Source organism: uncultured Algoriphagus sp. (assembly GCF_963974835.1).
Lineage (GTDB): Bacteria > Bacteroidota > Bacteroidia > Cytophagales > Cyclobacteriaceae > Algoriphagus.
This window is the reverse complement of sequence record NZ_CAXBET010000002.1, coordinates 106,539-127,124: the sequence shown is the minus strand read 5'-3', so window position 1 is coordinate 127,124 and position 20,586 is coordinate 106,539. Positions and strand designations below refer to the sequence as shown.

Annotated in this window: 17 protein-coding genes; 7 read left to right on the top strand and 10 right to left on the bottom strand. The window is 40.2% G+C overall.

What is annotated here, in order from left to right; all coding sequences use genetic code 11:
* Window positions 1–19: 19 nt before the first annotated feature.
* Window positions 20–730, bottom strand: a complete 711-nt coding sequence (locus tag AACZ73_RS06650) for a hypothetical protein (protein WP_339876536.1) — start codon at window positions 728–730, stop codon at window positions 20–22.
* Between the two features lie 214 nt (window positions 731–944).
* On the opposite strand from AACZ73_RS06650, the gene AACZ73_RS06645 reads away from it, so the two are divergent.
* The 3 genes from AACZ73_RS06645 to AACZ73_RS06635 all read left to right on the top strand — a co-directional run bounded on the left by AACZ73_RS06645 (window position 945) and on the right by AACZ73_RS06635 (window position 3,452).
* Window positions 945–1,223, top strand: coding sequence for a co-chaperone GroES (locus AACZ73_RS06645; RefSeq protein ID WP_192349086.1), 279 nt, complete (start codon window positions 945–947; stop codon window positions 1,221–1,223).
* Window positions 1,224–1,261: 38 nt separating this feature from the next.
* Window positions 1,262–2,890 carry a chaperonin GroEL gene (gene groL, locus AACZ73_RS06640; protein WP_339876534.1) on the top strand — a complete coding sequence of 543 codons (1,629 nt, stop codon included), beginning with the start codon at window positions 1,262–1,264 and terminating at the stop codon, window positions 2,888–2,890.
* 175 nt (window positions 2,891–3,065) lie between these two features.
* On the top strand, window positions 3,066–3,452 hold the full coding sequence (locus AACZ73_RS06635) for a response regulator (protein WP_339876532.1): 387 nt from the start codon (window positions 3,066–3,068) through the stop codon (window positions 3,450–3,452).
* A gap of 227 nt (window positions 3,453–3,679) precedes the next feature.
* Here the strand turns inward: AACZ73_RS06635 and AACZ73_RS06630 are convergent, their stop codons facing one another.
* From AACZ73_RS06630 to AACZ73_RS06620, 3 genes are all read right to left on the bottom strand, one after another.
* Window positions 3,680–5,188, bottom strand: a complete 1,509-nt coding sequence (locus AACZ73_RS06630; RefSeq protein WP_339876530.1) for a carboxypeptidase — start codon at window positions 5,186–5,188, stop codon at window positions 3,680–3,682.
* A gap of 64 nt (window positions 5,189–5,252) precedes the next feature.
* Window positions 5,253–6,530 carry an amidohydrolase family protein gene (locus AACZ73_RS06625; protein WP_339876527.1) on the bottom strand — a complete coding sequence of 426 codons (1,278 nt, stop codon included), beginning with the start codon at window positions 6,528–6,530 and terminating at the stop codon, window positions 5,253–5,255.
* Between the two features lie 46 nt (window positions 6,531–6,576).
* A complete protein-coding gene (locus tag AACZ73_RS06620; RefSeq protein ID WP_339876526.1) occupies window positions 6,577–6,984 on the bottom strand; it encodes a GNAT family N-acetyltransferase in 408 nt (135 codons plus the stop codon).
* A 25-nt stretch (window positions 6,985–7,009) separates the two neighbouring features.
* On the opposite strand from AACZ73_RS06620, the gene AACZ73_RS06615 reads away from it, so the two are divergent.
* Complete coding sequence (locus AACZ73_RS06615) at window positions 7,010–7,270, top strand: hypothetical protein (protein WP_339876525.1); 261 nt, start codon at window positions 7,010–7,012, stop codon at window positions 7,268–7,270.
* A gap of 5 nt (window positions 7,271–7,275) precedes the next feature.
* Here AACZ73_RS06615 and AACZ73_RS06610 read toward each other — a convergent pair whose 3' ends face one another.
* The 4 genes from AACZ73_RS06610 to AACZ73_RS06595 all read right to left on the bottom strand — a co-directional run bounded on the left by AACZ73_RS06610 (window position 7,276) and on the right by AACZ73_RS06595 (window position 9,868).
* Complete coding sequence (locus AACZ73_RS06610; RefSeq protein WP_339876523.1) at window positions 7,276–7,566, bottom strand: GNAT family N-acetyltransferase; 291 nt, start codon at window positions 7,564–7,566, stop codon at window positions 7,276–7,278.
* Between the two features lie 3 nt (window positions 7,567–7,569).
* Window positions 7,570–7,989, bottom strand: coding sequence for a VOC family protein (locus AACZ73_RS06605; protein WP_339876521.1), 420 nt, complete (start codon window positions 7,987–7,989; stop codon window positions 7,570–7,572).
* A gap of 132 nt (window positions 7,990–8,121) precedes the next feature.
* Window positions 8,122–9,447, bottom strand: a complete 1,326-nt coding sequence (locus tag AACZ73_RS06600) for a DEAD/DEAH box helicase (protein ID WP_339876519.1) — start codon at window positions 9,445–9,447, stop codon at window positions 8,122–8,124.
* 52 nt (window positions 9,448–9,499) lie between these two features.
* Entirely contained in the window at window positions 9,500–9,868 is a 369-nt protein-coding gene (locus AACZ73_RS06595) for a hypothetical protein (protein ID WP_339876517.1), read from the bottom strand.
* A 341-nt stretch (window positions 9,869–10,209) separates the two neighbouring features.
* Between AACZ73_RS06595 and AACZ73_RS06590 the strand changes: the two genes are divergently transcribed.
* Entirely contained in the window at window positions 10,210–11,451 is a 1,242-nt protein-coding gene (locus tag AACZ73_RS06590) for a hypothetical protein (RefSeq protein ID WP_339876516.1), read from the top strand.
* A gap of 6 nt (window positions 11,452–11,457) precedes the next feature.
* Window positions 11,458–12,084, top strand: coding sequence for a hypothetical protein (locus tag AACZ73_RS06585; RefSeq protein ID WP_339876514.1), 627 nt, complete (start codon window positions 11,458–11,460; stop codon window positions 12,082–12,084).
* 45 nt (window positions 12,085–12,129) lie between these two features.
* Here the strand turns inward: AACZ73_RS06585 and AACZ73_RS06580 are convergent, their stop codons facing one another.
* Window positions 12,130–14,994, bottom strand: a complete 2,865-nt coding sequence (locus AACZ73_RS06580) for a PD-(D/E)XK nuclease family protein (RefSeq protein WP_339876512.1) — start codon at window positions 14,992–14,994, stop codon at window positions 12,130–12,132.
* The gene (locus AACZ73_RS06575; protein ID WP_339876510.1) at window positions 14,987–18,205 is read right to left on the bottom strand and encodes a UvrD-helicase domain-containing protein; all 3,219 of its coding nucleotides are present in this window, start codon (window positions 18,203–18,205) and stop codon (window positions 14,987–14,989) included. The genes AACZ73_RS06580 and AACZ73_RS06575 overlap by 8 nt, the downstream gene beginning before the upstream one ends.
* Before the next feature lie 174 nt (window positions 18,206–18,379).
* On the opposite strand from AACZ73_RS06575, the gene AACZ73_RS06570 reads away from it, so the two are divergent.
* Window positions 18,380–20,533: an alpha-glucuronidase family glycosyl hydrolase gene (locus AACZ73_RS06570; RefSeq protein ID WP_339876508.1), complete on the top strand. Its 2,154-nt coding sequence runs from the start codon at window positions 18,380–18,382 to the stop codon at window positions 20,531–20,533.
* Window positions 20,534–20,586: the final 53 nt, after the last annotated feature.

Genomic DNA, 20,586 nt, shown 5'->3' with positions numbered 1-20,586 from the left:
GCTTTTTTGAACGAGTAGCTTATACCGAAACAGACTTTAATAAAAGACGCTTGCTTATAGGTATCAGTGTCTCTTCAATAGGAAATTCCTGATGGCTATGGATTCTCCAAGTAGCCGGATTTGGAAGTTCTTTTATTTCCCTGATCAGATCCATTTTGATCTTTTCTAGTGTGTTGACTAAGCTTTTCTGAAAAACACCTACCAACCACATGCTGATGCTACGAAACCTCTCTCCCGCAAACCGAAGTAAGCTTGATTTGTAACGGAACGCATGAACTTCATTTTTTTTCTCTCTAGACAGTAAAATGTAGCCTTCCTGATTATAAATAGGGACGATACCAACAGGTTCAAATTCGAGTTGATCTTCCACATAGTCATAAATTATCTTCCCCTCCTCTATTTGGGATACCAACTTTGGTAAGGCAAACTCTGTAATCAGGGAAAGCTCTTTCATTATTCCGTCATCATCTACCTTAGATTGGTAATTCAATTTTCCTTTTTGAAAGTCAATAGAATCCAATTTCTTCGGAAAGAGCTTAGTCAACTCAGAACTTCCTGATTTCAGATCGTTGAGGTACTTGTAATGATCGATCAATTCGCTGAGAGAGGGATAAAGCTTCATCTCATTGAAATGTTTATTAGTTTCCTGTAAATAGGCCAGCAATTGATACTTTTTGTATTCAAAATCGATGTGACCTTCGGTAATCCAGTTTTTAGGTAGAGATTTCATAGGATATAGGTTTGGAATTAAATTACGAATTTCTGACAATTATGAAGTACCGAAAGTAAAAATGGCAGTCAATCCTGTCAAAAAAATCACAACTATTGCGCATTTCCTTAACTAATAACAGCCGATTTGTCAGCCTTTGGCCTTAAACCTTCCTTGGCACAGGAAGTGCTAATAGGCAAGTACATTTTAATCTAACCTTAAACGAATTTATACTATGTCAAATGTGAACATCAAACCTCTTGCAGACAGAGTTTTGGTACAACCTGCTGCAGCTGAAGAAAAAACAGCTTCCGGTCTATATATCCCGGATACGGCTAAAGAAAAACCACAAAAAGGTACTGTAGTGGCAGTAGGAAATGGCAAAAAAGATGAGCCTTTAACTGTAAAAGTTGGCGATACAGTATTGTACGGCAAATATTCAGGTACTGAATTGAATGTAGAAGGTAGTGACTACCTGATCATGAGAGAGTCAGACATCTTTGCAATCCTTTAATTAATCAACCCTAAACGTTAACCAAAATATTTAACAATATGGCTAAGCAATTATTTTTCAACACAAGTGCAAGAGATCAGCTGAAGAAAGGCGTTGATGCACTTGCTGATGCAGTAAAAGTGACATTGGGTCCTAAAGGACGTAATGTGATTATAGACAAAAAATTTGGCGCACCTACCATCACTAAAGATGGTGTATCTGTAGCTAAAGAAATCGAATTGGCAGAGCCAATCGAAAATATGGGTGCTCAGTTGGTAAAAGAAGTAGCTTCCAAAACTGCTGACAATGCAGGTGACGGTACTACTACTGCAACTGTCCTAGCACAATCTATCTTCAGCGTAGGTATCAAAAACGTAGCTGCTGGAGCTAACCCAATGGATCTTAAAAGAGGTATTGACAAAGCAGTTTCTGCTGTTGTTAAGCAACTTCAAGCTGATTCTAAGCAAATCTCTACATCTAAAGAAATCGCTCAAGTAGCGACTGTATCTGCTAACAATGACGAGGAAATCGGAACAATGATTTCTAACGCAATGGACAAAGTAGGTAAAGACGGTGTGATCACTGTAGAAGAAGCAAAAGGTACTGAAACTGAAGTGAAAACTGTAGAAGGTATGCAGTTTGACAGAGGTTACCTTTCTCCTTACTTCGTGACTAACACGGAGAAAATGGAAGTAGAATTAGAGCAGCCTTACATCTTGATCTACGACAAGAAGATCTCTTCGATGAAAGAATTGCTTCCAGTTCTTGAGCCAGTAGCTCAGTCAGGAAAAGGTCTAGTAATCATTTCTGAAGATGTAGACGGAGAAGCTCTTGCTACTCTTGTAGTAAACAAAATCAGAGGTGCCTTGAAAGTGGCAGCTGTGAAAGCTCCAGGTTTCGGTGACAGAAGAAAAGCTATGTTGGAAGACATCGCTATCCTTACTGGCGGAACAGTAATCTCTGAAGAAAGAGGTTTCAAACTGGAAAATGCTACTATCGACATGCTTGGTAGAGCTGAGAAAATCAACATTGACAAGGACAACACTACTCTTGTGAATGGTGCTGGTGATGCAGCTGCTATCAAAGGCAGAATCGCTGAAATCAAAGCTCAGATTGACAAAACTACTTCAGACTACGACAGAGAGAAATTGCAAGAAAGACTTGCTAAACTTTCTGGTGGTGTAGCTATCCTTTACATAGGTGCTGCTACTGAAGTAGAAATGAAAGAGAAAAAAGACCGTGTTGATGATGCACTTCATGCAACTAGAGCTGCCGTTCAAGAAGGCGTTGTTGTAGGTGGTGGTGTTGCTCTAGTAAGAGCAGCTGAAGCACTTAACGATCTTAAAGGTCTTAATGAAGATGAAGATACTGGTATCAATATCATCAGACAAGCTATCGAATCTCCGTTGAGAACTATCGTTTCCAATGCGGGTGGTGAGCCTTCTGTGGTGATCAACAAGATCAGAGAAAATAAAGGTAATTATGGTTACAATGCAAGAACTGACGTCTACGAAGACTTGTTCAGCGCAGGAGTAATCGATCCTACTAAAGTAACTCGTCTAGCTCTTGAGAATGCAGCTTCCATCGCAGCACTTCTATTGACTACCGAATGTGTAGTAGCTGACGTAAAAGACGAATCTCCTGCAATGCCTCCAATGGGCGGCGGAGGAATGGGTGGCATGATGTAATAGTCACTTTATTAAATAGTATTAAAGGAGATCCGTTGGATCTCCTTTTTTATTGCCTGAATACTAGTCTATCATGGCAATTAAAATAAAAAAGGTAGTTAAACCTTTTTCTTGGATCAGTATTAATTGTATTTTGGCTTAGTCAAAAACACCTTTTTCTACCTTAAATAACTCGATGATCCAATTTGACACCATTTTTCTAGTGGATGATGACCCAATAAATAACCTTATAAATAAAAGGCTGATTGGAAAAGTTGGTATAACTGAGAACATTATAGAATTTCTGGAAGGTGAGGAAGCACTAATTAAATTAAAGGATATTGATCCGAAGCAATCGCTTCTTATTTTTTTGGATATAAATATGCCTGTGTTGAATGGCTGGGAGTTTTTGGATAAGTACCAAAAAATGCACTCCGACAGGTCGGACAAAATTGTAATTCTATCTAGTTCTATAGATTATCAGGACAGATTCAAAGCCCAAGAGTATAGCATAGTTTCAGGATTTTTAGAAAAGCCTCTGACTCTGGATAAAATCAGAATGCAGATGGAAAAGTATATCTAAAAGGGATTTTATTTTATAATCATCCCCCAGAATTTCCTACCAAAAAATGTTGATTAAAATAAAGGTTCAAGAGAATTCTCTCCTGAACCTTCATACTATTAATGTATATAAATAATCAAAGTTTTAGCTTCTACTTAAGTTTACATTTTCTATTCACTACATGAAATTCCAGGACTGAAAATCACATGTTTTATATATTTCTTTATTTATCTGTCAATAGCAAATCATTACTTTCTTAAGGTATCAAGAATAAACTTTCTTACATCTTCACGAAAGAGTTTTGCAGAAGGCAAATCAGTATACATCATATGACCAGCTTCATAATAAGTCATTTTAATTCGATCTGAAGCTGATTTTGGCAGTCCCAAATGCGAGATAGAATGTTCTACGCCATAAAAAACAGTAGCAAGATCATAATATCCATTAAGAATCAAGACCTGCATGTTAGGATCTTTGCTTAATGCGTCAGCCATATCTGGCAATGTAGTAACGGCTCCATCAGTTCCCCAATACTGATTTCCTCTATGCGACCAATCCCACTTAAACCCCTCCTTGCTGTAAGCCGAAGTGGAGTAGTTCAAGTCTTTGCTTACTCCCAAAGTTCCATGAAAATAATCGAGGAATCCCATCGTGTACGCCGGTGAAATTGCATCACTTTGAGGGTCTGTGAATGCATTCATAGACATTGGATCAAGGTTAATGCCCTTATATCTTGAATCAAGACGACCTACAGTCATTCCTTCATCACGAAGCAATTCCTGAAAAAACTCTCCCGCATCCATTTTCAAATCGGCCCGCTTCCAAATAGCCGCGCTGATTCCTGTATAATTCTGCAGCTTTTCTGCGATTGAATTCTTGGAGGATTCAGAAAGATTACTTCCCTTGAAAAGCGCCGGAGAATACTCATTCTCAGTGAACTGCCTCACTTCTTCCACAAATGAAGCTAAATCATCTCCTTTGTTCTGAACTTTATCATGGTACCATGCCGTGGCTGCCATAGTTGGCAAATAGGCCACGTAGGAAATGTCTTCTGTAGGAACGAAGAATAAAGTTCTCAAATCAAATACAGAGGAAACCATGATCACTCCATTCAAAGCATAACCTCTATCCAATAAATAGCTCATCACTCCTGCATTTCTAAAAGTACCATAACTCTCTCCCAAAATATACTTAGGAGAATTAAGGCGATCATGTGCTTTCAAAAACTGCATTATAAATAAACTGACACTTCGAATATCCTGATCCACTCCCCAGAAATCCTTACCCGTAGCCTCTCCTATTGGCACGCTCAAACCTGTTCCTACTGGATCCATCATTACCACATCTGCCACATCCAAAATAGAGAACTCATTATTAGTTAACTCGTATGGTGCACTGGCATTGTAATTTGGATCATCAACCACGATTCTTTTTGGACCCATAATTCCCATATGCAACCAATAGGAAGAACTGCCCGGACCACCATTGTATGAAAATACAATTGGCCGGTTTTTTTCAGGATTTTCTTTAAAATAGGCTGTAAACCCAAACAGAGCTATTGGTTTATTATTCTCATCTTTTAATTCAAAAGTCCCGGCCTCAGCATTAAGATTGATCGTTTTTCCGTCGATCATAACTGACTGCTTGGATTTAAAAACCTGAGCTTTTGGATCCTCCTCTTTTTTCTTTTCGAATTTTTCCTGGGCATTTGCCAGAAATGATATAAAACATAAGACAAGTAGAATTCTGCTTTTCATAATTATTTAATTTGATCGTATTTAAATGGTCTAAAAAATTTTAGAACGTGTACATTCCAAAATGTTAATCTTTGACAACTTTGCCTTCCTTCATAACGAACACCACATTTTTCATCACGGAGATGTCTTGCTCGGGATCTCCAGCTACAGCTATAATATCAGCTAATTTTCCTGCTTCAATAGAACCCAATTTATCCTCTATTCCTAAAAATTGTGCGTTAGTCAGTGTGGCGGATTGAATCACATCCAAATTAGGCATGCCTACTTCAGCCATATAAATGAACTCTCTGTAATTATCCCCGTGCGCGAACACACCGGCATCGGTTCCGAAAGCAATTTTCACTCCTTTCTTATAGGCTTTTCCAAATGTCTCCTGTATCTGTGCTCCTATTCTTTTTGCCTTTTGGGCAACCACCTCCGGATAATAACCGGGGATTTCTGCAAAAGCTGCAGCGGACATCCCAGCAGTGATGGTAGGTACTAGCCAGGTGCCTCTCTCCTTCATCAAATCCATAGTCTCATCGGACATCATCGTACCATGCTCTATCGAAGTAACTCCAGCTCTAATCGCGCGTTGCATTCCCTCATCTCCGTGGGCATGTGCTGCTACCATTATTCCAAAATCCTTTGCAGTAGCTACTATAGCATCCAATTCATCCTGTTGGAACTGAGGAGCTGAACCGTCTCTTGCTACGGACAAAACACCACCTGTGGCAGTTACTTTGATTAAATCAGACCCGTATTTCACCGCTTGCCTTACGGCTTTTCGCGCATCATACGGACCATTTATTACGCCTTGATCAGGTCCCGGATCTCCCATCAAATCTCTCCTTACGCCATTAGTAGGATCTGCATGTCCTCCTGTGGGTGCGATGGACTTACCTGCAGTATAAATACGTGGACCTGTCACCTTTCCAGAATTGATGGCATTTCTCAAGGCAATATTTACTCCCGATCCACCTAAGTCACGGACGGTGGTAAACCCTGCCATGATGGTCTTTTCAGCAAATCCGATGCTGTTAAAAGCTATATCTGCTTCATTATTTCTGAATCCATCCACATACCTTGTCGGGCTAGTTTCTCCTTCTATATGCACATGCATATCCATTAGGCCAGGCATCACTGTGCTATTTTTTAAATCAATCTCAGAATCCTCGGATCCAGGAGTGGAATAACCCGAAACGACAGACAGTATCTTATCATTTTCTACAATAATTGTCTGTTCGCTAAGTGTTTTTTTATTCTTAACATCTATCAGTTTACCTGCATGGATGTATGTTTTTTGAGCGTAAAGGCCGTAAGAAAGCATCACGGCTAGCCCCGATAGTACTATTTTTCTCATATGAAATTTGGTTGGCTGGTTTAATAATTAGCAGTTTAGCGAAAAATCAGCATAGTTTCTCGCCAACCTTCAATTGATAGCAACGCTCATGTAAGTGAAAACCGATTTTTTGGTAAAATCCTGTTGCATTTTCTGCCGAAAATAGAATCAATCTTGCTTCTGGAGCCAAAGTCCTTGCAAATTGCAGCATCCCGCGTCCAATGCCATGACCTTGCTTAGCGGAGATTACAGCCAAATCTGCTACAAAAGTTCTGTAGGAAAAATCAGATAAACCCCGCAACACTCCAACCACTTGTCCTGAATCCCGTGCAACAATCACCATATTAGAATTACGAAGCATTCTTTCTAAATGCTCGGGGTCATTCATTGGCCTTCTCTCTCCCAATCCTGAATCAGTCAGTACATAAATAAAATCCTGTAGAGACAAGTTCTTTTCTATTTCATAAGAAACCATTACTTTAAAATATAATTAGTTGATAATGATAAGAGGAGCCGGCTTTATTTCTTCAGCAAACAAGTCTTCGAAGGAGAATCGAAATCTGGGAAAAATCCGTCCCAAATCATCAAGACCTGATGGGGTTACTCGTGAGAAAAACATGGATAAAGCTGACCTAAAAAGCATTGATGAAAGTATCAAGTACAGAAATAGCAGATATTCTTCTTTCTCTAGGAGCGGATACTTCTTCGCCATCATGGTGATCCTTACCTTGGTATGGCTTATCTGGACACTCTTTTTTTAAAAACTTTAGTTTAAAACATCCTGCAATTCTTCCTTTTTCTTAAACATCGCTTTGGCAAATGGACAAAGCGGGATAACCTTGATTTCCTCCTTACGCACATAATCTACCAGTTCCTTTAGGAGTTTTAGACCTACGCCTTGGCCTTGTAAACTATCATCTACCTCTGTGTGCTCAATGATCATTTTCTTCGGTCCAGCCATCACATAAACCATTTCAGCAAATCGCTTAGCTCCTTCTTCCAAATAGAACGAGCCTCTCTTTCCATCATATTCATGTTGAATTTTTATTTCACTCATAGATTAACTTGTTGTTTTACCTTTTACCATTTCATCATAAAACTCGTCCACTGGCTCCCAAAGCTCTATGCTATGCCCATCCGGATCTAAAATGTGTACAAATTTGCCGTATTCGGTATCATCAATTTCATCGAGAATCGTTACCCCTTCAGCCTTTAATTCCTTCACCAATTCGACCAGGTTTTCCACTCGATAATTGACCATAAAGTCTTTTTCCGAAGGCTTGAAATATTGGGTATCATCTTTCATTGGAGACCACTGAGTGAATCCTTTCTGATTGGCATTGTCAGCAGTTCGCCATTCAAAAGTAGCTCCATAGGCATCTGTATTTAGGCCTAAATGCTCTTGATACCAATCTTTAGTTTTAGCAGGGTCTTTTACTTTGAAAAAAATACCACCGATCCCTGTGACGCGTTTTTTCATTTGATTTCTTGATTGTTTTGATTTATCAAGATAAGGATATTCGCAATTCAAAAAACAGGCAATGGAAGTTCAAGATTAACTATATGCAAATATTAGTACTGAAAACTGATCTCTGAGACTGCCCACTGCATTCTAGTTCGCTTCCTCAATCTTCACCTTCACTTTCTTCACCCGCTCATTTTTCAGTTTGGGCAAAAGTTTCTGAACCAAATTACTTTTCACAGCAACATAAGATGCAAAGTCCATGATGGTAATCAATCCGATCTCAGCACTACTCAGCCCACCTTTTTTAGTCAGCATTCCTACGATATCACCCTTGCTTACTTTATCCTTTTTGCCGGCACTTACATAGAGGCAAGTCCATTCCTGAGTAACTGGCGGCACGAGCTTCTCACCTACTTTAAATTCCTCAATGAATTCATCGATGTAATCTGGTCTTGACTCATCATTTGCCAAAATCAGATAAGACAAACCCTCTGCATGCATTCTGGCTGTTCTTCCATTCCTGTGAATAAACGCATCTTCCTTCGGAGGCAATTGATAGTGAACCACATGCTTGATCTCCGGAATATCCAATCCCCTTGATGCCAAATCAGTTGCAATCAACAGATTGGTGACTTTGCTTCGAAATCTGATCAAATTCTTTTCTCTGTCTATCTGTTCCAAGCCACCGTGCAAAACCGAGTGGTAATAGTCGTAATCCTTTAGCAGGGTGCTAAGTCTATCCACCGCATCCCGGTGATTACAAAAAACGATACAGGACTCATCCTGAAATCCTGCTACCAAACGCATCAGCGTTTCCCCTTTTTCCTTACTTGAACTATGGACAACTTTTAGCTCTAGCTTAGACTCAATCACATCCTTTAAAAAATTAATTGTGCGATGGTCTACGAATGGAAGAAAATCAGGCAATCTCTTTAATACAGTTGCCGAAGTAAGTAAATGTCTTTGTTGTCCATTTAGCGCTGCAAAAATCACCTTTAGTTGCTCATGAAAGCCCATTTGAAGTGATTTATCAAACTCATCCAAGACCACTGTTTGGATGGTTTTAGGATCAAAAGATTCTCTTTCTATATGGTCAGCAAGTCTTCCTGGTGTACCTATAATTACATCCGGTGATTCACCCAAGCTATTTGATTCCAATTTGGATGAGTGGCCTCCGTAAACGGTACTCACTCTAAATGGAGTTCTCATGCCTTTGAAAACCTGCTCGATCTGGATCGCCAATTCCCTGGAAGGCACGATAATCAAGGCCTGTACTTCCCGTACATTTTCTTTCAGGGAATTCAAAAGTGGAATGAGAAAGGCAACTGTCTTTCCTGAACCAGTTGGAGATAAAAGTACGAGATGGGGATTTTTGGCTGCTCTGGAGATAAACTCAGTTTGCATTTCGTTGAGGCTTTCAATCAAAAGGCTTTTGAGATACTGGGCGGTGGAATCTTGTTGTTTTTCTGACACCCCCAAAAGTACCAATTTACTGCGAGGTAAGCGTTCAAATACTTCCTTGGCGCTAAACTTCCTTTCCTTTCACGACCAAATACCAGTCACCTTCTAATGCCAGAAAGCCATAATCATAGCAGTAATGATAGATATTACCCTTTTTGGTTTCGTAGAGATGTGTGAAATATTTGAATTGAAAACCATCACGTAGAAGTCTTTCCCGTGTTGTTTTTGCCATCTCCTCACCTTCAGGAATGATTGATTCCAAAATATTCCGATTCTTTTTCAAGCTGTGATTTACTCTTCGGATGTAATTGGTCGAAAAGGCATTTTGCTGATTGTTGTAGGAATTACGGCATTGATCATCACAGAACTTCTTATCGATTCTGCCTTGGATCACCGCATTACAGTTTAAACAGTATTTTTTCTCCAGTGTCATATGCTAAAAAGTTTGACACAATTTAACCGATTAGTTTGAAAAATTAGCATTCAAACTAATCGGTTAAACTTTTCTTAAGGTCAAACTTTAGTATGTACAAATTGAATGTACTCCCTATTTTAATCGCCTTTTTCGTCACATATTTTAAATAAAGATCTCCATAATAATCGGTACTTGGAATGCTAAAAGGAACTTTCACTCTCCCAAAAAAAAACTTCAGATTGCAGCTTAATTATTTATGAAGTTCAAAAAAATCATATTTTAACATCTTGACATGTAGCATATCAATGTTTGGTTTCGTCTTCTAGTCACATACTTTTATATCACTAAACTAAAGCCAAATGAAATCCTTCTACTCCTCCGCACTTTTCTTGCTGACAGTTTTGATATTTTCCTCCTGTCAGGATGAAATAACTTCCACTTATACCTATCAAACCATGATGCCTGTGTATTATGAAATGAGCGATATCAGGGCAAGAGTAATCACTACTGAGCCAGCTCAGCCTTTGGACAATCCTGGCAAAATTTACATCTATGAGGATTATCTTTTCATCAATGAGCCCACAAAGGGAATTCACATTCTAGATAATGAGGATCCTGCGAACCCAATTAATTTGAGCTTTATACCCATTGCAGGTAACGTGGATATGGCTGTTAATGGCAACATCCTTTACGCGGATAATTATGTGGATCTACTGGCATTTGACATCAGCAAAATTACCAACATTAAACTTATCAAAAGAGTTGAAGATGTCTTCACTCATATGTATTACCATGAAACTGGTGAAATAATCACGTTTAAGGACACAGTACTTACTTCAGAAAACCCCAACTGGCAATTTGAGGGTGGATGGCTTATGGATTCAAGAATGAGTTTTTCTGCTAACTATTCTGCAGCAGCTCAGAGCTACGGTACAGGCGGTTCCATGGCTAGATTCACGCTTAACAATCACCACCTTTACGCAGTTGATGAATCTACGCTACGGGTCTTTGATGTGGAAAATCCAGTTAATCCTTCTTATGTAAAACCAATCGATCTAGGCTGGGGTATAGAAACAATTTTCCCTTTTCAGGATAAGCTATTCATAGGTTCCAATTTTGGCATGCACATTTACGATGCCAGCACACCTAGCTCTCCTACCCGTATGGCTGTTTATGAGCATGTTCAAGCTTGCGATCCCGTAGTAGTTAATGAAGATTTCGCTTTTGTGACCCTTCGAGTTGGAACTGCTTGTAATGGGGTAAATGAACTTCATGTAATCGATATTAAAAATCCCTACAGCCCCACTCTCAAAAAGTCTTATCCCATGCTGCACCCACATGGACTGGGTTTGGCGGGAGATTTTCTTTATATAGCTGAAGGTGTCCACGGCTTAAAAAGCTTCAATGTATCTGATGTGATGTCCATTGATCAAAATCAACTTGAGTTTCTCACCAGTCAGAAATCTGTGGATTTGATCCCTGGACCAAAATCTCTAATCGTAATCGGTCCCGATGGAGTTTGTCAATTTGACTACAGCAACCCAAATAAACTTGAAAAACTTAGCTGTATTCAGGTGAGCAATCCAGTCAACGTATATTGATTACTGATGTTAAATAAAGCATTTACCTTTATTTGCTTAGGTCTTTTTCTGACCTGTATAGACTGCTTGGCTCAGGATAAATTATATTTTGGACAAACTGAAATCGGGCTGTTAGCGGGACGTAGCGCTGAACAATGGGATGGCACTACCGAAAGAAGAACAGATTTCACGCTCATGAGTTTTCATGGTGCAAGAATCAGCAGAAATCATATAGTAGGTTTTTCAGTGGGTTTCGACCAATATGAAACAATTTCTATCATCCCATTTGCCTTTGGATACCGTGGTTTCCTGGGAAAGGAAGGCAAGCCAAAAATCTTTGGTGGTTTAGATTTGGGTATTGGGTCGGCCATTTTGGAGGAAGAAATAGAGAATGAATGGAGTAAAAGCTGGTACCGTGGGGGCTTGATGTTTAGTCCTTCCTTTGGTGTCAGCTTTCCTTCCCACAAAGGCAATTCTGCCCTTTCACTGAGTATTGCCTACAAAAGACAGGACATTTCCTATTTCCTAGGAAGTTTGGCCAATCTAGGTACACAGACCATCGCTTCGGATCAACTACCACCTGGATTCAGCTCCTTGAACCAAACTGAATATTTATATAGAAGTATAGTTTTCAGAATCGGGATTATGTATTGAACTATTTGCTTCTCTTTTTTGAGCGAAAATGATCACTATTTAAAATCACCTCCCACAAATTTCCTTATACGGACAATAACCACATTTTTTCAAATCATCTGTTTGGTCAAAAGGAACTTCAGGATTGTAGATATCCTCCAAAAGTGATTTTAGACCTGCCCTATAATCCTGTTCAAATTGTCTGTAATCATCAACTTCAATACCTGTCTTATAAGGCAGTTTCTGTTGTAAATATGGATTGAAATCATCCCCAAACATTTCCCTTAGATTGAAAATGGCGGGTTTAAGAGGCAAGGTATTGCTAGGATTTGTAGCCTGATAGATCAATCCATAAAACATCGTTTGCATCGCTGCTTTATTTCGGGACTTATGCTCACGATCAAAAAGTGACTCTACATCAGGGAAAGTCTTATTGTCCTGACCTGATTTGTAATCGATCAGCCTTACAGAACCGTTATGCTCATCCACACGGTCAATGATTCCTTTTAAAGACACTGTTTGCATTCCTGCGGAGGTTTCAATAGGCAGGCCCGCAGTATATTTTTTCTCTTTCTCCAGAGAAATCAACTTAAATGGCGTAGAATCCTCATCAATTTTCAATATCTGATGCAAATATTTCTGCAACACATCACGTGCGATGGCCATTTGCCCATTCAGTTTTGTATCTACTTCATCTTCTAAATGGTAGAATTGGCGTATGGCCTTCTCAATTGCCGGAAACACCCAATTCTTACTCAACTCATCGAAATCTGTCTTTTCCAGCAAAGTTCTATTCCTTCGCTTCGCAAAATCCTGGTATAAAATCTCCATGCTCAGGTGAGCCAGATTTCCAAAAACTGCAGCGTCGATCTCCTCACTTACCTCCTGCTTTTCCTGAATATTTGCCAGATATTGAAGGTAGAATTTCAGCCTACAATCCAGAAATACGCTTAGGGCAGACGGTGAAAATGAAGTCTGCGATTTTCCATGCTCATCGATCAGATACTTGTCCAGCAGGCTTAAAACTTCTGAATCCTTTTGGATCGTAATCTCTTCCGGAGATTTCTGATCGATAGGTATGAAAACAACCTCTTCCTCCATCTCTCTTCCAAGCTCCACTCCCATTTGCTGCATGTAACGGCTCTTTTCTCCAGCTTTTCCCTGATCGGAAGCTGTAGTATAAATCATGTGAACTTCATCCGCACTATGCAATAATCTATAGAAGGTATAGGCATAAATCGAGTCATTCTGCTCTTGCACTGGCAAGCCAAAGGCTTTTCGAATATTAAATGGGATCATGGAATTTAGCCCGGCAGAAGGCGGAAAACTATCCTCATTCATATTGCAAATGATCACTCGCTTGAAGTCAAGGTTTCTGGATTCCAACACGCCCATGATTTGTAAACCTTGTAGTGGTTCTCCTTCGAATGGCAATTTGACCTCCCGGAAAACTTGACGAAAAAGGCGAATAAAGAATTCCCTATTAATGGAAAGAATATCCTGTCCTGCAAAAATCTCTCGTAATCTCGTTAGTTGCTTGAAGCATTGATACAAGTAAGAACGCTGCAAAGGTTCCTCTTTCAATCGCTCAGCCAAAGCTTCCATTAGCTTAGCCAGATAATGAAAAAGAGAATCATTCTCCAATTTTTGGAAAATCAACTGGTATAAATCTCCCCCTTTATGAAGCTTTTCTGCTGAAACATGAATTTGGTTCAGAAGCTGCATTTCTTCCATCAAGTTCTCAGCATATCCCGGATTGGCACTTTTGAGATAGATGGAGCTTAAGAGATTTTTTACGGCAGTATGATAAAACAATATTTTCCCATCCTCTTCTTTGATGAATCGCTGCATCTCCAGCACAGCTTCCAAAAAGGAATAAACCGGCGCATTTTTCACAGGATAACCCATGGTTACGTTCACCTTATCGACTTGCACAGGAAGTGTATGCAATACAGGAAAGAGCATTTGCTCGTCTGGCAAAATCACCACGGTTTCTTCCCATGCTTCCCCAGCAGGAATTTTCTCCAGAATTGAACCAACCAAATTCGCCTGATTTGTCTTCAGAGGTGTTGCATAGGTCTTGATCTTTGCTTTTCTATCATCAATCTGGGTGGGAATATGTTCTGGAAAAGTGGGTCCAAAGATTTTGTCCTTTTGATAATCACGAAAAAATAAACCAGCTTCCTGTACTTTATCTTCAAAATAATAGGCATCGATATCCCAATAAATCTTTGCTCCAAAAGCGGTAAGGTAATGCTTGATCAAAGCCTCTTCAGTTCCTGTGAAAGCATTAAAACCAACAAAATGATGCACTTTCTCAGGTCGAGGAATGCTTTCCAAAGCCTCAGCAACTTTTCTATACAACATCCCGGAATAAGCCAAACCGGATACGGCAAGCGAAGACTGAAAACTTGTGTAAAGCGGACTGAGCAATTGCCAGAACTTCAAAAATTTCTCCTGATGATCCCTATCCTGATTTACAAATGATGCCCAAAATTGCCGAATCAAATCTATTTGACTCTCAGTCAGAAAACTCAAATCCGACTCTAATTCCTTGATTTCAGACAAATGATGGTAGAGTTTACCAGCATCCGCCATGAACTGATCCACATCATTGAAATCCTTCAGGATCATTTCTCCCCAGAAATAGAATCGATCGAAAGTCTCGGCTTCAGGATTGAGATCTTGGTAGACTCGATACAACTCAAAAATTAAGGTCAAATCATCAGCAGGTCTGTTTCCTGCCAGATCATAGAATATCTCTTCGATAGTCTTCACTTCAGGCATCCAAGTAGGTTCGCTGATCAAACTCCCAAGGTGTTGAGTGAAAAATAATCCTGCTCGCCTATTAGGCAGTACGACGGTGAGCTTTTGCAGATCAACTCCACTTTCGAGGATTTCTTTGGCTGTATTTCTTAAAAAACTATGCATTGATTTCCTCTATTACTCCTGTTTCTAAATAACATAAATAGCCCTTAGTTGGCTTCTGTGATAGCTTTGACACCAATTCCATGTATTCTCTCACTTGATTGGCATAGCGACTTTGAGCCTCACCCGTTTTAAAATCCACGATCACAGCTTCACTTTCATTTAGGATAATCCGATCTGGTCTTTTCTGCTTTCCTCCTGGTAAAAGAATCCCCTGTTCTGCCAATAAAATACCTTTGGTGCCAAACCAGGAAGCAAAAAGTGAATCTTGAAATAGATGCACCAATTGCTGCTCAACTAGCTGTTTTTCCTGCTCATTCAATCTGCCTTCGAAATAGAATGACTGCAAATTCTGTAATGCTGAAGCCTTGTCGGCAGACAATTCCAATATCTCATGCACGATTAAGCCAAACTTCTGCTTCTTCCGCTGCTCCATTCCTTCCATCGAAAAGTCAACCGCATATTTCTTAAGTGTAAGCACTTCAGCCCAGTTTTTATATGCCCATCGAAGTTCCGGAGATTTTCTAGGAAGTATTGATTTCACTTGATTTACAGGCCAGTCGCCTAACTCAAACACTTTTGACTCTGAGTCATAATGAGAAATCAAGCTTAAATTAGTTTCTGGATCGGTATGGGATTGAACCAATTGCTGAAGCTGAACTTCGATTGAATTCTGGGAACCGATTTTCTCCTTGTATGGTATAAAACCAATAAAGAAATCCTCTGCTCTTGTTAGCGCCACATATAGCATATTTAAGCTGTCTAAATAGGCCATCGTAGCTTCATCAGCATAAGTAGCGCTGAAGTCCGAATTCGCCAAATCCCCACTTAATGTCAACGGAATAATAGCGGAAAGCCCTTTCTCTCTATCCTCAAATGGTGACCACACCACATTGCCCTTCGTAATATCAAAGATGGTCCACTTCAAGAAAGGCATCATAACTACCTTAAATTGCAGACCTTTTGACTTATGAATTGTGAGAATCCGCATCGCATTATGACCATCAGGGATTTTGACGGTGCGCTTAGTCTGATTGATTTCCCACCATTCCAAGAAACCGCTCAAATCCGCCCTATTATTGGCTGTGAAGTCATATACAGCCTCTTTAAATCCTGAGATATAAGCCTTTTCCAGGCCCAACTCCATCAATCCAAGCACTTTGATCAACTCCTCCAGAGCTTCCATCAGCGGCAATTGAAGCATCAAAATTTCCTTTTCCTGAAATTGCTTAACCTGCTTTTCCAGAAAGACTGGCATCTTATCCAAAGCAAACAATTCGTGGTCTACGGGAGCGTCCATTAGCACCGCCAGATAATACCACATGGTTTTATACTGAACTTTATCGGCAGGATTGTGCAGGTAATTAAAGCCAGAAACGAGCGCTTTTACCGAAGCAGCTTTATTTAGATACATGGATTCATCGGAAAGTACATCGAAACTGTATGCGGTGTCTGGATGCTCCGCAGCATAGCTCATCATGCAATCCGCTATCGCTTCACCATCTGATCTTGTTCTCACCAGAAAAGCGATATCCTCCAGTTCATAGCCATGATCCTGCAACTCCATGACCCGCTCAGGCAATTTTCCTAGAACGATCTCATCGAACTTACCCTCCTCTTCTTCATCCTTGGGATCAATAAATTCCAGTTTAACCTTCCCCTTAAAAGTGGATTTTTCCTTTTTAGGGGAAATTTTCTGAAAGGAATCTGCATAAGCTTGAGAAAGAATTTGTGCATTTTCAACTCCATAACTTGAGCCCAAAACCTGCTCCATTGCCTGTGGCAAAACCTTAAAAACCGCATTATTGAAATTGATGATATTGGGAAGGCTGCGGAAATTCGTGTCCAGATTCTCCAATTGAATGCTTTCCTTTCCGATTTCATCTTCCACTTGCGAAAGCAACAACTTCATCTCACCACCTCGCCATCGATAGATCGATTGCTTCACATCTCCTACCAATAAATTGGTTTGCCCTTGACCAAGGGAATTTTCTAGCAGCGGTTTGAAACTATCCCATTGAAAACCAGATGTGTCCTGAAACTCATCAATCAGGTAGTTTTTGTACTGATTGCCAACTTTTTCATAGATGAAAGGCGTATCATTTCCTTTGGTGATTTCCTTTAGAAATTCATTGGCATCGGAAATAAGTAGAATATTTTCCTCGTCTTTGATTAGCGTAAGTTCGTCTAGAAGATTCCTAAAAACCCCATAGACATAACTATTCTTCGCAATGGCCTGAAGTGTGTTCCACTTGCCTGTAAGAACCAAAATTTGATGTAGAATCTGATTTAAGCCTTGATCGTAGGCTGATAGAATAGCATCAATCTGTTTACTTGACTTCGAAAACCAAGAATCTGGGTAATCAATTTTTCCTTGTTGAGAATCCGAAAGAATTGGTAGCGGCTGATTTCTATCTCCGAATTTCTCAAACAGTTTCGCAAAAGATCTAGAGCCTCCGGCAAAATCCGCCCATTCCAATCCATTTGTAATGCGAATAGCCTCTGCTTGTTTGCCTAACTCCTTTGATAAGTTGACAATCTCATTTTTACGCTCCCTTACAAAAGACTGTAGTAAAGTGATATTTTCTTTATCCTTCAGAAACTCCTTGATTTCAGGAGCATATTTTTTAAAATCTTCCTGAAAAATCTGCTGACCTAAGCCCCGGATATTGCGTCTAATATCCCAGGATTTTCCATTTTGGATTTGCTCGTAGGCATAGTCCACCAACCATTTGTGCAGAAATTCATCCTCCATTACAAGCATTACTACCCGATCTACTACGCGCTCCAAAACTGCAGTTTGATCCAATTCCACATCAAATTTGGCATTCAGGTCAATCTCCCGGGCAAAGGCTCGCACCACTTTTTGGAAGAAACTATCGATGGTACTCACAGAGAATCTTCCATAATCATGAAGAATCGCAGTGAGTGTCTGCTGAGCCAATAGTTTTAGGCCGGCTTCATCAACTTTCAAGGAGCTCATCAGTTCAGAATCCATCTTTTCATTTGGATTCACTTGATTCCGTAGTCGTTTCAGTTCCTCCACGATCCTCTCCTTCATCTCCTGCGTAGCTTTATTTGTAAAAGTCACCGCAAGGATTTGCTTAAAGGCATGAGGACTTTGCAGTGCAAGTTTTAGATATTCCAGCGTCAGCGTGTAGGTTTTACCCGAGCCGGCGGAGGACTTGTAAATGATGAAAGGTTTTTGATCCATAAGGGAAAAAGTATTGGAACTAAGATAAGGAAGGGCGTGAGTTTAAAGGCAATTGAAAATTGGATTTGACGAAAATTGTCAGGATAAAAATCAAGTATTAAAGTACTTCATTCAAAATCAAACCCTTGGATTTAGCGGTGAATTTTCGATCTTTTAGCCTCAAACCCAAAACCTATGCGTAAACCAATATATCTATTGGCCATCATATGGCTGAGCATCACCATATCAACTTTCGCCAACGACGGCTACAAACTTTGGCTGGATTATCAACCCATCAGCGATTCACAATTAAAATCTCAAGTCGAACCTCTCTTGAGTGGAGTTTACTTTTTCGGTGAAAATCCTACTTACGAAGCCATCCGAAATGAGCTGAACATGGCTTCACAAAGCATGATTGGCAAGGCCCCAACTTACTCCAAAGAGCGATTGCAAAATACAAAGCTTTGGATAGGTACACGGGAGCAACTTTCACAAGTACTTTCACTAGATCAACAAACTCAAATCAAAGCACTTGGAGACGATGGATACTGGCGGGGACCAGTGGAATTGGACGGAAAATCGTATTTTACTATAGTGGGAAACCAACCTGTTGGCGTGCTTTACGGCGTCTATAATTGGCTGAATTCTATTCAAAGTAAGACTTTCGATAAGGACATAGAAATAGCTGACAGTCCGAAAATTAAGTTGAGAATGTTAAACCATTGGGACAATCTCGATCGTACTGTCGAAAGAGGCTATGCTGGTTTCTCAATCTGGGACTGGCATAGGCTTCCAGGTTATGTTGATCCACGCTATATTGACTATGCCAGAGCCAATGCATCTATCGGAATTAACGCAGTATCGCTAACTAACGTGAATGCAAATGCCTTGATCCTCACCACGGATTTTATGAAGAAAGTGAAGGTTTTGGCAGACATTTTCAGACCCTACGGTATCAAAGTTTTCCTCACTGCTCGCTTCTCAGCTCCCATCCAACTTGGAGGTTTGAAAACTGCTGATCCTCTTGATCCAGAAGTGATAGCTTTTTGGCAAAAGAAGACTGACGAAATCTATTCTTTCATTCCAGATTTCGGAGGATTTCTGGTCAAAGCGAATTCCGAAGGACAACCTGGTCCGCACGAATATGGAAGAAACCACGCTGAAGGTGCTAATATGTTAGCTGAAGCTTTGGAACCACATGGAGGAACTTTGATTTGGAGGGCTTTTGTCTATTCACATGAGGACGATGTTGATCGGCACATGCAGGCAAACAATGAGTTTGAACCATTGGACGGTAAGTTTAAAGAGAATGTAATCATCCAAATCAAAAACGGAGCTATAGACTTTCAGCCCCGAGAGCCTTTTCATCCGCTTTTTGGCGCTATCAATGAAACAAATGTGGGCATGGAATTCCAAATCACTCAGGAATACCTAGGACAAGCCACACAACTCGTGTTCTTAGCTCCTATGTGGGAAGAAGTGCTAAAGACCAAAACTTTCCGCCCTGCTCCGAGCTCCACTGTTGCAAGTATTCTAGAGGGAAATGAAAGCGGACAAAAGCTTACCCTGATTGCTGGGGTATCAAATATCGGAACGGACCGCAACTGGACAGGGCATTTATTCGGCCAGTCGAACTGGTATGCTTTTGGGCGACAGGCATGGGATCCAAATCTGGAATCCAAGCAAATCGCCGATGAATGGATCAAACTTACTTTCGGAACTAATCCTGAAGTACTGAGCAAAATCGAAGAAATCATGCTCGATTCGCATGAAGCAGCCGTGGATTACATGACTCCGCTTGGGTTGCATCATATCATGGGCAGGAGTCATCATTACGGCCCTGGACCTTGGGTGATGGGAGGAAGAGCAGATTGGACTGCCCCTTATTACCATCAGGCGGATAGTCTGGGAATCGGCTTTGACAGAACTAGCAAGGGAAGTGGAGCTCTTGAACAATACGCCCCTGAAGTAGCTAAAGCTTGGTCCGATCCAAATGAGATTCCGGAGAAATATTTACTTTGGTTCCATCATTTGCCATGGGATTATACTCTAAAAGATGGAAACACCCTTTGGGAAGGTATAGCCTATCACTACGATAGAGGAGTGAAAGAAGTAAGAGAAATGCAAAAAACTTGGGCGAGTCTAGAATCGGAAATTGATCCTGCTGAGTTTGATCACGTTCGCCAACTTTTGGAAATTCAGGACGAAGAGGCAGAATGGTGGAGAAATGCCTGTTTACTTTACTTTCAGACTTTCTCTAAAAAACCATTCCCGGCTGATATAGAGCAACCAGAAGGAGATTTGGAGTATTACAAGAGCTTAATGTTTCCTAACGCACCGGGCATATAAATTTGAGATTTCCTATTTGAGATTTGAAATTTCCTCGGCAGTTTGCCACTAAT

Bases quoted from the DNA above. Each gene is read 5' to 3' on its own strand.
- AACZ73_RS06650 (WP_339876536.1), bottom strand. From the start codon at position 730: ATGAAATCTCTACCTAAAAACTGGATTACCGAAGGTCACATCGATTTT.
- AACZ73_RS06645 (WP_192349086.1), top strand. From the start codon at position 945: ATGTCAAATGTGAACATCAAACCTCTTGCAGACAGAGTTTTGGTACAA.
- groL (WP_339876534.1), top strand. From the start codon at position 1,262: ATGGCTAAGCAATTATTTTTCAACACAAGTGCAAGAGATCAGCTGAAG.
- AACZ73_RS06635 (WP_339876532.1), top strand. From the start codon at position 3,066: ATGATCCAATTTGACACCATTTTTCTAGTGGATGATGACCCAATAAAT.
- AACZ73_RS06630 (WP_339876530.1), bottom strand. From the start codon at position 5,188: ATGAAAAGCAGAATTCTACTTGTCTTATGTTTTATATCATTTCTGGCA.
- AACZ73_RS06625 (WP_339876527.1), bottom strand. From the start codon at position 6,530: ATGAGAAAAATAGTACTATCGGGGCTAGCCGTGATGCTTTCTTACGGC.
- AACZ73_RS06620 (WP_339876526.1), bottom strand. From the start codon at position 6,984: ATGGTTTCTTATGAAATAGAAAAGAACTTGTCTCTACAGGATTTTATT.
- AACZ73_RS06615 (WP_339876525.1), top strand. From the start codon at position 7,010: ATGATAAGAGGAGCCGGCTTTATTTCTTCAGCAAACAAGTCTTCGAAG.
- AACZ73_RS06610 (WP_339876523.1), bottom strand. From the start codon at position 7,566: ATGAGTGAAATAAAAATTCAACATGAATATGATGGAAAGAGAGGCTCG.
- AACZ73_RS06605 (WP_339876521.1), bottom strand. From the start codon at position 7,989: ATGAAAAAACGCGTCACAGGGATCGGTGGTATTTTTTTCAAAGTAAAA.
- AACZ73_RS06595 (WP_339876517.1), bottom strand. From the start codon at position 9,868: ATGACACTGGAGAAAAAATACTGTTTAAACTGTAATGCGGTGATCCAA.
- AACZ73_RS06590 (WP_339876516.1), top strand. From the start codon at position 10,210: ATGAAATCCTTCTACTCCTCCGCACTTTTCTTGCTGACAGTTTTGATA.
- AACZ73_RS06585 (WP_339876514.1), top strand. From the start codon at position 11,458: ATGTTAAATAAAGCATTTACCTTTATTTGCTTAGGTCTTTTTCTGACC.
- AACZ73_RS06580 (WP_339876512.1), bottom strand. From the start codon at position 14,994: ATGCATAGTTTTTTAAGAAATACAGCCAAAGAAATCCTCGAAAGTGGA.
- AACZ73_RS06575 (WP_339876510.1), bottom strand. From the start codon at position 18,205: ATGGATCAAAAACCTTTCATCATTTACAAGTCCTCCGCCGGCTCGGGT.
- AACZ73_RS06570 (WP_339876508.1), top strand. From the start codon at position 18,380: ATGCGTAAACCAATATATCTATTGGCCATCATATGGCTGAGCATCACC.